The 14863-nt window shown below is 70.0% G+C and carries 11 protein-coding genes; 6 read left to right on the plus strand and 5 right to left on the minus strand.

The window, feature by feature from the left end; translation table 11 throughout:
- Positions 1–63 precede the first annotated feature (63 nt).
- A complete protein-coding gene (locus ASE56_RS04025) occupies positions 64–6261 on the plus strand; it encodes an Ig-like domain-containing protein (RefSeq protein WP_056225229.1) in 6198 nt (2065 codons plus the stop codon).
- Between the two features lie 50 nt (positions 6262–6311).
- Here the strand turns inward: ASE56_RS04025 and ASE56_RS04030 are convergent, their stop codons facing one another.
- Positions 6312–7436: an AI-2E family transporter gene (locus ASE56_RS04030; RefSeq protein ID WP_056225232.1), complete on the minus strand. Its 1125-nt coding sequence runs from the start codon at positions 7434–7436 to the stop codon at positions 6312–6314.
- Between the two features lie 80 nt (positions 7437–7516).
- Between ASE56_RS04030 and ASE56_RS04035 the strand changes: the two genes are divergently transcribed.
- The 4 genes from ASE56_RS04035 (at position 7517) to ASE56_RS04050 (ending at position 11586) form a co-directional block, all read left to right on the plus strand.
- Entirely contained in the window at positions 7517–7822 is a 306-nt protein-coding gene (locus tag ASE56_RS04035) for a chorismate mutase (protein ID WP_056225235.1), read from the plus strand.
- 386 nt (positions 7823–8208) lie between these two features.
- Complete coding sequence (locus tag ASE56_RS04040; RefSeq protein WP_200914116.1) at positions 8209–9543, plus strand: glycine betaine/L-proline ABC transporter ATP-binding protein; 1335 nt, start codon at positions 8209–8211, stop codon at positions 9541–9543.
- Positions 9543–10547, plus strand: coding sequence for a proline/glycine betaine ABC transporter permease (locus ASE56_RS04045; protein WP_056225242.1), 1005 nt, complete (start codon positions 9543–9545; stop codon positions 10545–10547). The genes ASE56_RS04040 and ASE56_RS04045 overlap by 1 nt, the downstream gene beginning before the upstream one ends.
- A 133-nt stretch (positions 10548–10680) precedes the next feature.
- Positions 10681–11586, plus strand: a complete 906-nt coding sequence (locus tag ASE56_RS04050; RefSeq protein ID WP_056225247.1) for a glycine betaine ABC transporter substrate-binding protein — start codon at positions 10681–10683, stop codon at positions 11584–11586.
- Positions 11587–11639: 53 nt separating this feature from the next.
- Here the strand turns inward: ASE56_RS04050 and ASE56_RS04055 are convergent, their stop codons facing one another.
- Positions 11640–12371 (minus strand): YqjF family protein, encoded by a 732-nt coding sequence (locus tag ASE56_RS04055; RefSeq protein WP_056225248.1) that lies wholly within the window; start codon positions 12369–12371, stop codon positions 11640–11642.
- An 80-nt stretch (positions 12372–12451) separates the two neighbouring features.
- Between ASE56_RS04055 and ASE56_RS04060 the strand changes: the two genes are divergently transcribed.
- Entirely contained in the window at positions 12452–12679 is a 228-nt protein-coding gene (locus ASE56_RS04060) for a DUF3253 domain-containing protein (RefSeq protein WP_235556924.1), read from the plus strand.
- 83 nt (positions 12680–12762) lie between these two features.
- Here ASE56_RS04060 and ASE56_RS04065 read toward each other — a convergent pair whose 3' ends face one another.
- The 3 genes from ASE56_RS04065 to ASE56_RS17315 all read right to left on the minus strand — a co-directional run bounded on the left by ASE56_RS04065 (position 12763) and on the right by ASE56_RS17315 (position 14831).
- Complete coding sequence (locus ASE56_RS04065) at positions 12763–13509, minus strand: hypothetical protein (RefSeq protein WP_056225256.1); 747 nt, start codon at positions 13507–13509, stop codon at positions 12763–12765.
- A 33-nt stretch (positions 13510–13542) separates the two neighbouring features.
- Entirely contained in the window at positions 13543–14535 is a 993-nt protein-coding gene (locus ASE56_RS04070) for a hypothetical protein (protein WP_156371600.1), read from the minus strand.
- A gap of 158 nt (positions 14536–14693) precedes the next feature.
- Positions 14694–14831, minus strand: coding sequence for a hypothetical protein (locus ASE56_RS17315; protein ID WP_164481587.1), 138 nt, complete (start codon positions 14829–14831; stop codon positions 14694–14696).
- Positions 14832–14863: the final 32 nt, after the last annotated feature.

The raw sequence follows: 14863 nt of genomic DNA on the forward strand, positions 1-14863 counted from the left end.
CTGTAGCGTCCCAGCCACGCACCCGCTGCTCATCGATGAGCGGCGCCGAGAGGAACAGACACCGTGGACTGCAATCCGACGACCCCCCGTCGCGTCGGGCGCTCCGCGATCGCCACAGCGGCGATCGCGACGGTGCTGGCGACGACCTTCGTGGTCGCGCCGGCACACGCCGCCAACACCGACATCGGCTACCCGACGTTCTCGGGAAGCCCGACCCCCGTCCCCGACACCGGGGTGGCCTACACCCCCGGCAACCAGCTGCAGAGGATCTTCGACGCCGATGTCGCGGCGGGCGCCGGATCGAACGCGTCGAACGATTTCTGGATGGACGAGATGCTCGCGCGCACCGGCGACGCGGGCAGTTTCGGAGACAACAATCAATGGCTGTTCACCCGCGGGCGGGCGGCTTTCATGAAGGAGCACAACCCGTCGGTCCTCGGGTTCGGCGGACAGCTCGCCTATTGGGAGTCCATCGACGGGCGCTCGGGATACGCCATCACCGCGCGGGTCGCCGGCACGGAGGTGCCGCTCACCGAGGACGTCACGCAGCGGAAGCAGACCCCCAGCTACTGGCGGAGCGTTCACCGGGGAGCAGGGCTCGAGGTCGTGCAGACCAAGTTCATCACCGACGCCAACGTGCTCGTGACCAACCTCGAGCTGAGCTCGACCGGCGGTGCCGTCGACGTCGAACTCGTGGCATCCTCCCCCTACGCCCTCACGGCTGAAGGCGATGAACTCGTCGGTCACGTGCAGGCGCTGAACGACCTGACGAAGCTCTCGCCGCGTTTCTCGGGTGACGGCTTCACTCCCGCGGGGGAGAGCCTCACTCGCACGCTGTCGGTGCCCGCCGGCGGTTCTGTCACCGCGAAGGTGCAGCTCGGCCTCGTCACCGACGAGATCGCCGCCTCCCGGACGGACTACGACGCCACCCGCGCCCAGTCCCCGGGTGAGGCATTCACCTCGCATGTCACCGCCTACAACAAGTGGTGGGCCGACAACGTGCCCTACCTCGACACCCCCGAAGACAACATCGACAAGACGCTGTACTACCGCTGGTGGCTGATGAGGTACAACTTCCTCGACGCGGACATGCCCGGAAACACGTACCAGTTCCCCGTCGCGATGGAGGGCGTGCTGGGGTACAACAACTCGATCGTGCTCACCACGGGGATGTTCATCGACGACCTCAAGTACTTCCGGGACCCGATCTACTCCTACGGTCCGTGGGTGTCGACCGGCGAGACCAGCAAGAGCTACAAGTTCGTCGACAATCCGGGCGATCCGGCCAACTGGTCGAACAGCTACACGCAGTACATCTCCGAGGCCGCATGGCGCTCCTACGAGCTGCACGGCGGTCCTACCGCGATCGCGAAGAACCTCGCCGAGTACGCCGAGGACGACGTGAAGGGGCTGGTCGACGCCTACGACTTCAACAAGAACGGCCTCATCGAGTACAACTGGGGCGCCATGACCGGCAATGACGCGGATGCGGTGTCGTTCCATTGGAAGGGCGGCTACCAGGACCGCGCCGAGAACGCGTACCTGTACTCCAACGCCCTCGCCTCGGCGCAGGCATACCGCACGGCGGGCGACACGGCCAAGGCCGACGAGATGGATGCCTTCGCGCAGAACATCAAGAGCCAGCTCATGAAGGTGCTCTGGAACCCCGACACCAAGCTGATCGAGCACGCCATGGCGAGCAACGGCGAGCACGTGCCCTGGAAGGAGATCAACAACTACTACCCGTTCACCGTGGGTCTCGTCCCGAAGCCGGGGGATGCCGACTACAAGGACGACTACGTCCAAGCGCTGCGGCTCTTCGGCGACGACAAGCAGTACCCGATCTTCCCCTTTTACACGGCGAACCAAGCTGACCAGGCCGCCTACAACGCGACCGGCGGACAGGGCAGCAACAACTTCTCGGTGATCAACTCGACGGTCATGTTCCGCATGCTGTCCAAGGTGCTTCGCGACTACCCCACCGACGCGATCAACGCCGAGTGGTACAAGAAGCTCCTGTACTGGAACGCGTGGGCCCATTACCAGAACGGTGGAGACAACCGCCTGCCCGACCAGAACGAGTTCTGGGCGAACGGCTCGGCCGACCCGCAGAAGATCGATTACCGGTCGTGGATCCACCACACGATCCTCGGCGCGACCAACTTCACGATGATCGAGGACACGATGGGCGTGCGTACCCGCAGCGACGCCAAGATCGAGCTCGACCCGATCGACATCGGGTGGGACCACTTCACCGCGAACAACATCCGGTACCGCGATCGTGACCTGACCGTCACGTGGGACGCTCCGGGCGGGACGCGGTACTACGGCGACGACGTGCCCGAGGGCTACTCGGTGTTCCTCGACGGCAAGCTCGCCTTCACCGTCGACAAGCTGTCGCACGTCATCTACGACCCGGCCACCGGAACGGTGCAGGTCGTCAAGGGCGACGCGCAGGTGACCACGGCGACCACCTCATCGGTCCAGGCGCCGCAGGACGTGCGCTTCGCCGACGACGCCCGCGTGGTCGACCTGTTCGCCAAGGCCGGTGCCGACGTCCGCACCGCCAGCACGGGCAGCGCGAACCTCGCCGCCTCGGCGACGGCCACGTTCTCGGCCGCGGGCCGCGACCCGAAGGGCGCGGTCGACGGCACGACCATCAACGAGCCCTTCTGGGGGACCGCCGGATCGCCGAACGCGAAGGACTCCCTCACCGTCGAGCTGGGCGGTGAGAAGAGCTTCGACGACATCCGCACGTACTTCTACGACAGCTCGTCGTCGGCGACCGCGCCGGGGTACGCCGAGCCGGCGGTCTACACGCTCGAGGTGCGCCGGGGCGGGCAGTGGTCGGTGATCCCGCAGCAGGCCCGCACACCCGCGTACCCCCGCGCGAACTACAACCACGTCCAGTTCCCTGAGGTGACCGGTGACGCCGTGCGCCTGACGGTGACCCACGCCAGCGGCATGAAGACCGGTGTCAAGGAACTGCAGGTGTTCCACACGGGCGTCGCCGCCCCGGCATCCACGAACCAGGCTCCCCTGGTCACGGCGTGGCAGAACCTCCAGGCGTCGGTCGGCGGCGCGGCCGCCCTCGTCGGCACGGTCAAGGACGACGGGCTGCCCGCGGGCACCGTGTCGTCGACCTGGTCGGTGGTGCGCGCACCCGAGGGGGCGACGGTGCTCTTCGACGACGCCGCGTCCGCCTCGACCACGGCCCGCTTCTCGGACAAGGGGCAGTACGTGCTGCGCCTGACCGCCGACGATGGGGAGAAGACGTCGCAGACCGACGTCACCGTGCAGGGCGAGCCGGTTACCGCCGGCACGAACGTCGCCCCCGAGGCGACCCCGACCGCGGAGTACACCGCGGGCTGGAACAACGTCAAGGCGGTCAACGACGGCAAGGTGTTCTTCACCGGCGGCAGCCAGAGCGACATCTGGGGAACGTGGTCGGGCAACCACCCGGCGACCCGCTGGCTCCAGTACGAGTGGAAGACGCCGCAGCGCATCGCGGGGGCCGAGATCGGTTTCTGGAGCGACCAGACCGACCCGAACTCCAGCAACGGCGTCAACGTCCCGAAGGGGTGGAAGGCGCAATACTGGACCGGATCGGCCTGGGCCGACGTCGCGAACCCGTCGGACTACACGGTGAAGCGCGACGCGACCACCTCCGTCACCTTCGACGCCGTGACCGCCACGCGGCTCCGCGTCGTGCTGCAGGCCGCGGGCACCGGACCGTACGCGGCCGTCGCCGTCAGCGAGCTGAAGGTGTTCGCCGACGCGCCCACCTCGATCGAGCCGATCGACGTGCGCACGGCCGTGGGCACGAAGCCGACGCTTCCCGCGACGGTGGATGCCACGTACTCCGACGGCAGCCACGCCGACCTCGCCGTGACGTGGGCCGAGGTCAGCGACGCGCAGGTCGCGGGTGAGGGCAGCTTCCCGGTGTCGGGTATCGTCCCCGGCTCGCCCGTCTCGGCCAAGGCGACCGTGTGGGTCCGCGCGACCCCTCCCGGCCAGATCAACCAGGTGGATGCCGTGACCAGCCGCACCCAGCCGGGTGTCGCGCCGGTGCTGCCGAAGACGGTGGGCGTGCTGTTCAACGACGGTTCGCGCCAGGACCTCCCGGTCACGTGGAACGCGGTCGCCGCGGACTCGTACGCCGCACCGGGACAGTTCACGGTCGCGGGCACGGTGCAGAGCGACCTGCCCGGCGCCAAGGCCGCCTCGGCGGCGGTGACGGTCGGGACCGGCGGCGACGACACGAAGGCGCCCACGGTCGCCTTCCAGGTCTCGCCCGCGGCCCCCGGGTCGGGCTGGTACACGCAGGCGGTCGCCGTCGACGTGACGGCGCGCGACGACCAGGACGCCTCCCCGCGCATCGAGGTGCGCGTGGATGCGGGCGCCTGGGCGGCCTACACCGGCACCGTCTCGGTGACCGGCGACGGAGCCCACGTCGTGCAGGCCCGGGCGACCGACGCGGCGGGCAACACGTCGTCGGTGGCCGAGCAGACCGTGCGCATCGACACCACGGCTCCGGCCGTCGAGGTGACCACCGACGCGGTCTCGCGCACGATCAAGGCCACCGCGACGGACTCCGGCTCGGGTGTGGCCTCGATCGAGTACCGCCTGGGCGACTCCGGTGGCTGGAGGGCGCTGACGGGCTCCGTGCTCGTCGGACTCGACGAGACGAAGGTGCAGGTGCGCTCCACCGACACCGCGGGCAACGTCTCGCCGGTGATCGAGCGCACGGTGCCGAAGGCCGATGGCACGCATCGGCGCAACGTCGCCCTGCTCGCCACGCCCACGGCATCCGGAACCGCCGCCTGGAACAAGGTCACGGGTCTGAATGACAACGTCCAGCCCACGTCCTCCGGCGACGTCGCACCCAACGACAACGCGAACGTGTGGGGCGTCTGGCCCGCGGTGACCGACCAGTGGGTGCAGTACGACTGGACCGAGCCGGTGACGGTCGGCGAACTGGGCGTGTACTTCGTGTCGAACATCGATGCGCAGGGACTCGGCATCGACGTCCCCGCGAAGTGGGAGGCCGAGTACTGGGATGCCACGACCAGCGCGTGGGCGCCGGTGAAGAACGCGGGCACGTACGGCACGGCGAAGACCACCTACAACACGGTGTCGTTCGACCCCGTGACCACGACGAAGCTCCGCCTCGCGCTCGACCCGGTCGGGACAGAGCAGGGCAAGGGCAGCGTCGGCATCAAGGAATGGCAGGTGTGGGAACAGCCCACGATGCCCACTCCCGACACGCAGGCCCCTCTCGTGGCCACGACGGTCGATCCCGTCGCCCCGACGAGCGGTTGGTATACCGGCACAGTCAAGGTCTCCGCGACGGCGATCGATGACCGTGACGACGCCCCGAAGATCGAGGCACGCGTCGGAGACGGCGAATGGGCCGCGTACACCGCGCCGGTCGAGGTCTCGACCGACGGCGTGACGACGGTCCGGTTCCGGGCGGGGGATGCAGCGGGGAACATCTCCGCCTCCGTTCAGGTCGACGTCAAGAGGGATGCCGCCAAGCCGGTCGCCGATGTCGGCTACAACGCCGGGGCGCGGACGGTGACCCCCGCGGGTACCGACACCGGCTCCGGCGTGGCTCTGGTGGAGTACCAAGTGGGCGGCGGCGCGTGGACCCCGGCCCAGGGAAGCGTTGCCGTCGGCGATGCCGCCACAACGGTCCGAGTACGGGTCGTCGATGTGGCCGGAAACCTGTCGGAGGTCGCCGAGGCGAGCATTCCCGCGAAGGGGACGTCTGCCGGGGGGAACCCCGGCACGGGACCCGGCGCGGGCGGAGGGGACCCCGGCGCGGAACCGACCGGGGCGCTCACCGGCAAAGAGGTGCTCCGCGTCGGCGTGACGCAGGTCTCCCCGGGCGGCCAGCTGCCCGTCACGGTCACCGGGGCGGCGCCGGGAACGGTGTTCGCCGTCGAGTTCCGCTCGACGCCGGCTCGTTTGGGCACTCTCACGATCGGCGCCGACGGCGCAGGGAGCGGGGTGTTCACCGTCCCCGCGTACGCCGAGGCGGGGACGCACACCGTGGCGCTGATGGTGCCGGGCGGTGAGATCACCGCTCAGGTGACCGTGGTCGCACCGGGCGCGTCGTCCTCGCAGACGCCGCCGCTCGCCACGACAGGTCGAGACCCCGCGCCCGCTCGGATCGCGACGGTCCTCGGCTCGAGCGTCCTCGCGCTGGGGCTGCTCGTGATGGCGATCGCCCTTCACCGCCGACGCCGGTCGGCGTGACGCGCGAGGGGCCGGGGGCGTTCTCTCTCCCGGCCCTTCGGCGCGGGCGGCTACTTCTTGGCATCCTGTCGCGGGATCACGATCTGCTTGATGATCAGCAGCACCGACGCGGTCACAGGGATGGCCACGAGCGCTCCGAGAAGGCCCAGGAGCGTGCCGCCGACCAGCGCGCCGATGACGACGAGAGCGCCGGGGACCGAGATCGTGCGGTTCATCACCCGGGGCGTCAGGACGTATGCCTCGATCTGCATGTAGACGAGGTAGACGATCGCGAAGATCAGGCCGGCGCTCGGGCTGACGATGAGCGTGAAGATCGTCGCGGTCGCCCAGAACAGCACGGACCCGACGAGCGGGATGAGGGTGATGCCGAACGCGAGCGCGGCAAGCAGGGCGGCGAACGGCTGCTGCAGGATCGTCAGCACGATGAACGCGAAGACCGCGTTGCAGAGGGCCAGCACGACCATCCCCGCGAGGTAGCCGCCGACGGAGTCGGTGATCTGGCCCGTCATGTCGGCGACGGTCTCCCGGCTGCGGGCGGGGGTGAGGCGCACGAGCGAGTTCTTCATCTTCGGCAGGGATGCCAAGAAGTACAGGCTCAGCACGAGCACGATGATCGCACCCGAGACGAAGGTGCCGATGTTGATCCCGACCTGAAGCAGCCCGCCGCCGATCGCGGCGATGTTGGCGGGGTTGGTGACGAAGCCCTGCACCTCTTTCAAGACGTCGCCCAGGCTGTCGCCGAAGTTGGTCTCGACCCAGCGCACGGCCTCGCTGTCGATGAGGTCGTTCACGAACGTCGGGATGTCGCCGACGAACTGTTCGATCTGGCGCACGACCGGAGGGATGAGCAGCCACAGGGCGCCGGCGAGGATCACCGCGAGCCCGCCGAACACGATGACGATCGACCACGCGCGGGAGAGCCCGCGCCGCACGAGCAGACGCACGAGGGGGTCGAGGGCGAGCGCGATGAACAGCGCGATGGCGATGTAGATGAGCACCGTCGAGAGGTTCGACAGGGCCAGCGCGAGCAGGGTCGCCGTGAGTCCGCCCAGGGTGAGGAAGAACCCGGCCGCGTACGGGCGGGCCAGGGCGGACCAGACCGGCTTGTCGCGCGACGTGGTGGCCCCGGCGTCTGCGCCTTCGGCGGTCGGGTCGGGGCGCGTGGATCGGCTCATGCTCACACTGTAGGACTCGCTGAGAGTCGTGCTCGGGCGGCGGCGCCGACCGGTAGGGTCGGAGCGATTGAGGAGGACACATGACCGAGGCCGATCCTTCGACGATTCTGCAGGGGCTCCGCGGCAGCATCGACAACATCGACGCCGCCCTGATCTTCCTGCTGGCGGAACGTTTCCGCTGCACCAAGCAGGTGGGCGTGCTCAAGGCGAAGCACGGGATGCCGGCATCCGACCCCGCGCGCGAGGAGCAGCAGATCGCTCGGCTCATGCAGCTCGCCGAGCAGGCCGACCTCGATCCGGCGTTCGCGGAGAAGTGGTTCAACTTCGTCGTGGCCGAGGTCATCCGTCACCACCGCTCCGCCGCCGCGCAACCGGCCGTCGACTGAGGCGTCGCCACACCGTCCCCTTCCCGCGCACGGGGTCTGCGACACGCCCGGGCTGACATCGGCGGCGTCGACGGTAGGGGCTGCGGAGCCACCTCACCCACACGCGCACGCGTGCCACACGGCATCCGGGATCGCAAGGCCGTGGCCGATTTGCCAGGGATTCCATCAGCGTGAAACGTTTGTGGAGGCCCGTTCTCGGGCCGCCCACCCGACCAGTCCGCGGTCGCCGGTGACGACTCGGGGGAGTCGACCCGGTGAGCGTACGGTCGGCGGCCTGAGCGCCGGATCCGATATCCGACGCTGACGCGCTCCACCCCCGGAGAGCGCCGACGGCTGCCACCCGGGCGTGACCGCTGCGGCCACCCGAGGCCGCTGAGGTGCACACAGTGACCCATCCGCCTGCCTCCGCGCCGCCCGCAACCGTGGCGCCCGCTCTTTCCGCCAAGAATCTGTTCAAGGTCTTCGGTCGAGCCCCTCAGGCCGCCGTCGACAAGCTCCGCTCCGGTGCCCGACGAGAAGACGTGGCCGACGACGGAACCGCCGCCGTCATCGATGCCAGCTTCGACGTCCAGCCCGGCGAGATCTTCGTCATCATGGGCCTCTCCGGCTCGGGCAAGTCCACCATCATCCGCATGCTGAACGGCCTGCACGAGGCAACCGCCGGCACCGTCGAGGTGAAGGGCGACGCTCTCACCGGCGTCGGCGCCGCGCGCCTGCGGTCCCTGCGCCGCGATCGCCTCGCGATGGTCTTCCAGCACTTCGCGCTCCTCCCGCACCGCACGGTCGCGGCGAACGTCGCGTACCCGCTCGAGCTCCGCGGCGTCGGCAAAACCGAGCGCCTCGCGAAAGCGAACGAGATCCTCGCCCTCGTCGGTCTCGACGGGTGGGGCGACAAGCTCCCCTCGGCCCTCTCGGGCGGCATGCAGCAGCGCGTCGGCATCGCCCGCGCCCTCGCCGCCGACACCGACATCTTGCTGATGGACGAGGCGTTCAGCGCCCTCGATCCGCTCATCCGTCGCGAGATGCAGGAGCAGCTGCTGGAACTCCAGCGCACCCTGAAGAAGACCATCGTCTTCATCACCCACGACCTCAACGAGGCGATGTTCCTCGGCGACCGCATCGCCGTCATGCGCGACGGCCGCATCGTGCAGATCGGCACCCCCGAGGACATCCTCACCGACCCGGCGAACGACTACGTCGAGCAGTTCGTGCAGGACGTCGACCGCGCCCGCGTGCTCACCGCGGGCAACGTCATGGAGCGTGCGCGTCCCCGCGTCGACGCCTCCGCCGGTCCCCGCACCGCGCTCCGTCAGATGCGCGACGCCTACATGTCCGCGGTCTACGTGACCGACCGCGATCGCAAGCCGCTCGGCATCATCACCGATCGGGATGCCATCAAGCTCGTGCGCGCCGGCGAGAACTCCCTGCTCGGCACGCTCAGGCCGCTGCCGCAGAGCGTGGGCGTCGACGACGTCCTGATGAACCTCTTCGTGCCGTCGGTCGAATCGCCCCTTCCCCTCGCCGTCCTCGACGCCGACGGGCGCCTCGCCGGGGTCATCCCCCGCGTGACCCTGCTCGCGGCTCTCGGCCCCGGCCCCACCGCGACCGAGGAGCTCACCGTGCTGCCCCAGCCCCTTCCCTCCGCCGAGATCGACGCGGCCCTCGACGGGACTCCCGCCGATGCCGGGGTCTCGGCATCCGAGACCGAGGGGGTGCGCTGATGGATGGTTTCCGCATTCCGGTCGGATCCTGGGTGGATGCCGGCGTGGACTGGGTCCGCGACAACCTCTCGGGCTTGTTCGACGTCGTCGCCCTGGTCGTGCGTTTTCTCGTCGGCGGGCTCAGCGACGTGCTGCTGGCAGCGCCCATCATCGTGGTCATCGTGGTCGCGGCGGCCCTCGCGTGGCTGCTGCGTTCGTGGAAGCTCGCGCTCGGCACGGTCATCGGCTTCGCGTTGATCCTGGCGATGGGCCAGTGGGTCACTGCGATGCAGACTCTCGCCCTGGTGCTCGTGGCGACCATCGTGGCGGTCGCCATCTCGGTGCCTCTCGGCATCTGGTCGGCTCGCAACCCCACCGTCCGCGCGATCCTGAAGCCGATCCTCGACTTCATGCAGACGATGCCGGCGTTCGTCTACCTGATCCCGGCGATCACCTTCTTCTCGATCGGCGTCGTTCCCGGTGTCGTCTCGACCGTCATCTTCGCTCTGCCGCCGGGCGTGCGACTGACCGAGCTCGGCATTCGCGGGGTGGACTCCGAGACGGTCGAGGCCGGACACGCGTTCGGTGCGACCCCCGGTCAGATCCTCCGCGGCATCCAGCTGCCGCTCGCGATGCCCACCATCATGGCGGGCGTCAACCAGGTCATCATGCTCGCGCTGTCGATGGCGGTCGTCGCCGGCATCGTCGGGGCGGACGGCCTCGGCAAGGAGGTCGTGCAGTCGATCTCGACCGTCAACCTGCCCAAGGGCGTCGAGGCGGGTCTGAGCGTCGTGGTGCTCGCCGTCTACCTCGACCGGTTGACCGCAGCCCTCGGCAACCGTGCCGACAACCGCGGTTCGCTGCTGGGCCTGCTCTCGCGTCGCCGTGCCGCGCGCTCCGCGACCGCCGTCACGGCCGGACCCACCGCTGCGCCGCACGCCGACACGTCTTCGTCGGATGCCACGAGCGAGGCCGAGCGCGAGAAGGCCTCGCCGCGTCGAGCGCCGGTGTCGACGGGGCACTGAGTCCCGGCATCCCTCCCTCCTCCGCGTGAGGGGTCGCTTCCGGTCGCTCCGGCTCGCGCCAGGCGACACGAATCGACCCCTCACGCGGGAAGGCACCCACGGAATCACATACGAAAAGGAAGAGAACACAGCAATGAACACGCGACACCTCACCTCTGCCCTCGCCCTCGGCGCCGTGGGCGCCCTCGCCCTCGCCGGCTGCGCCAGCGGGAACCAGGCCGAAGGCGGCAACGGCGGCGGCGGCGACAAGGGCACGATCACGCTCGGCTTCCTGCCCTCGTGGACGGACGGCCTCAGCACGGCGTACCTCCTCGAAGACCAGCTCGAGAAGCTCGGCTACAACGTCGAGATGCAGACGCTCACCGAGGCGGGTCCTCTGTACACGGGCCTCGCCCAGGGCGATGTCGACATCTACCCCTCGGCCTGGCCCGAGCTGACGCACAAGTCGTACATGGACCGCTACGGCGACAAGATCGAAGACCTCGGCGCGTACTACGACAACGCCAAGTTGACCATCGCGGTCCCCAGCTACGTCGACATCGACTCGATCGAAGAGCTCAAGGCCAACGCCGCGCGCTTCGACGGCCGCATCTACGGCATCGAGCCGGGCGCAGGCCTGACCACGCAGACGCAGGAGACCATGATGCCCGGCTACGGGCTGGACGGCGACTTCGAGCTCGTCACCTCGTCGACCGCGGCGATGCTCACCGAGCTCGACAACGCCATCGCGGCGCAGAAGGACATCGCCGTCACGCTGTGGCGTCCGTTCTGGGCCAACGACACCTATGACGTCAAGGACCTCGAAGACCCCCAGGGTCTGATGGGCGACCCCGAGGCGCTGCACTTCCTCGGTACGTCCGGCTTCGCCGAGAAGTACCCGGATGCCGCTGAGCTCATCAAGGGGATCCAGCTCGACGACGAGCAGTACGGCTCGCTCGAGGACCTCGTGGTGAACGAGTACGGCGAGGGCCGCGAGGCCGAGGCCGTGGACGCCTGGCTCGAGAAGAACCCCTCGGCGTTCTCGACGCAGCGCGACTGACGCCCCGCTCGATGACGCCTCCTTCGCTTCGCGGCGGAGGGGGCGTTGTCGTGTCAGGCGATCGCGTGCGCGCCCGTGAACCGCGTGATGAAGCCGGGGTGATCGGCTGGCATCGCCAGTACGGAGTCGGGCGTGCGACCGGCGAGTTGGGGGAAGCCGGAGTCGGCGACCAGGTCGTCGTCGAGCACGTCGAGGGCTGCCTCGACGAGCGGCCAAGGCTCGTGTTCGTTGGCGGCCCAGATCGTGCGGCCGAGGTGCCGCTCGTGGAAGCCCCACCGCGCGGTGAGGAAGCGCGACAGCGGGGTGTCGACCGTCTCGGTGCCGAGGGTGGCCCGCACGCGGGTTCCCGGATGTCGACCCCCGTGGCGCCGCGACCGGAACTCGATCCGCGCGTCGTCGGTGCGGGCCCCCGCGCGCGCCCAGCGGTAGGGGAGTCCGAACAGGGCCTGCGCCGCCAGCACCGGGGCGAGGTGCTCGGCCTCGAGCGTGCGGAAGACGACCCCCCGACGCCCCTCGTCGTCGACGGCGTATGTGCGCACGTTGATCTCGGTGAAGGTGCCAAGCAGGGGCACCGGCGGCAGCGGTAGGAACCGGAACTCGCTCAGCACGAACGGCACCAGCCCCACCCAGGCGGAGCCGTCGTGCACGTCGGGACGCGTACCCCGAGGAAGCAGCGGAGCGACCTCGTCGGGGTCGATGCGCCAATGCACGAAGACCGCGCGGTTCCATCGCTGCGCGATGACGGCGCGTCCGGGGAGGTCGGGGGCGTGTCGCTCGGTGATCACCGGGTCATTCTGGCCCCGTCGCCTCGGCGCGGAGGGACACTGGACAGATGGCCCCGTCATCTGGTGCAGACCCTCGGCTCGTGGCATCCATTCGCGAGCTGCTCGCGGCGCGCGACGCCGGGAAGACGATCTGCCCCTCCGAGGCCGCGCGGGCGGTCGGCGGCGACGACTGGCGCGACCTCATGCAGCCCGCACGCGACGCCGCGCACGCGCTGGTCGAGCGGGGCGAGGTCGAGGTGACGCAGAGGGGCGAGGTGGTCGACGTGACCACCGCCCGCGGGCCGGTGCGCATCCGTCGGGTGGGCTGAGGGCGCGCGTGTTCAGCCGGTGAACCGGGGCTGGGCGCGCTCGCGGAGGGCGTCCGGAGTCGGATCCGACGGAGCCCACGCGGTCAGGCGGCGGAGCCCGGCGCCGCCTCGGCAGAGGGCCCGGATGCCGGGGGTGCGGTGCGCTCGCGGGGGAGCTCGAGCGCGACCTTCTTCTCGAGCACGTCGACGGCTTCGTCCGACAGCAGGATCAGCCCGTCGAGCTCCTCACGGACCCGCCGATAGGCGAGCTGGCGCTCGTTCGGGGTAGCGGCCTGATCGGTCGCGACGGTCAGCAACTGCTTGGCGGTGTCGAGGCGCTTGCGCTCGTCGGCCGTGAACGCCGCGTCCTTCACGCGTCGCGCGTCGCGCTCGGCCACGTCGAAGGCGACCTCGTAGTCGGTGACCGCGTCGCGGTACTCGCGCAGCCGCGAGGGCGAAAGAGTCTCGCCTTCGGCCGGGCGCAGGTTGTCGGCGGCTTTCTTCGCCCGAAGGAACGCGGCGGTGAGCGGCTGGCGGCCATCGCTCATCGCGGGATAGGTGATGAGCTTCGTCGCGTCGAGTTCGTACTCGAGCCAGCGGTGCGTGACGGCGTCCTGCGCGGCGATCAGACGCTGCTGACCGTCGGTCGGGGCGGCGAGGGGCATCGGCGCCGCACCCGGTGTCTCGATCGCACCACCCTGAGCGCGGATCAGCTCGAGCTGTTCACGGTGGCGACGGCGGGCACTGGCCTCGCGGAACTTCACGCGCCGGTTGATGACACCCATGGTCATTCCGAAGAGGGGGAAGGCGAGCCACCAGTAGTTGCCCGCAAAGGACCAGAAGTCGTGCACAGCGTCATGCTACGCCGCTGCCTCAAGCGGTTCTCAGGAAGACGACGTCGGCGGCCGGTCGCGTGCGGGCGGCGGCCAGACCGGGCCGCTCGACGGCGGCGGGCTCCCGGCATCCGGGGTCTTCTTCTGGGCACGCTTCGCGCCCCGCTCGCTCCAGTTGCGGGCGGCAGCACGCCCCACCGACTCCATCGAGCGGGCGAGGGCGCGCTGGGCGGTCTCGGCGAGGTCGGATGCCACGCGGCTCCACGCGTCGTTGCCCTCGACGCTCGGCTGCTCGCCGGCACCGCGGCGGGCCGCCCGCTCGGCGCGGTCGAAGGCGTGAGCGGTGCGGCGCACGGCGTCGCGGTAGGCGAGGAAGTCGGCGGGAGACAGGCGCGTCTGCACCGAGGCCGGCCGGAGCCACTGCGCTTTCTCGTGCGCGCGGAGGAACTCCGCGAGCAGGGGGGAGCGGGAGTCGCTCATCTGGGGGTAGTCGATCGCGAGCCCGGGGTCGGTCTCGTAGGCCATCCAGCGCGCGAGGATCGCGTCGTGCTCCGCCAGCAGGCGGGCGACCGGCAACGGCGCGCTGCCCGAGCGGATCGCGGGGAGCATCGCCTTCGCGGCCTTCACCCCGGCGCGGCGCGCGCGCACCTCGGCCAGGGCGGCGCGAAGGTCGCGCTGAGCGTCGGTCAACCGCCCCCGCGCGGCGGCGACCGCGTCGGACGGGATGCGGGATGCCGCCCGCTCGGCCTGGGCGCGCACGACTTCGGCGTCGGCGACCTTCACATCGGCGCGGCCGCGGGTGACGGCATGGCGCGCGGTCTGGAGATCGAGCACGGCGGCGTCGAGCTCGAGGCGGCGCGCGGCCGCCTTGCCGAGAGGGCGCGACGACCAGGCGCGAACGGCGCGATCTGTGGTGGTCGTGGTGCCCATGGGAAGAGCCCGCTGGCGGGAACGACGCACGCCGAGCCAGCCGACGGTGCCCGCACCGGCCGCAGCCGGGCCGATCCACCACCAGTCGACCAGAAGGGCCATCAGCGGTTCCACGGTCCCCATGCTATGCCGGGGGTCCGACGCGGGGCTGGGTGTCGAGCCGGAATCCGCAGCGGCGGGACCGGTGGGTCACAAGCGTGAGGGGTCATCTTCTGTCGCCGAGGCGCTCGCCAGGTGACAGGAGATGACCCCTCACGCAGGGATCGCGGGGCTCAGCCGAGGATCAGCGAGATGACCGTCGCACCGCCGCCGGTGAGCACGAGCGCGCCGATCACGACCCACGCGGTGATCTTGACGCGCTTCTGACGCTTGTCGCTGAACACGGTCATGTCGTCGTCTTCATCGGTCATCGCGCGTCTCCTCTCGTCGGTGCGGGGGTGCG

Source organism: Microbacterium sp. Leaf203 (assembly GCF_001421275.1).
In the GTDB taxonomy this organism is placed as follows: Bacteria; Actinomycetota; Actinomycetes; order Actinomycetales; family Microbacteriaceae; genus Microbacterium; species Microbacterium testaceum_A.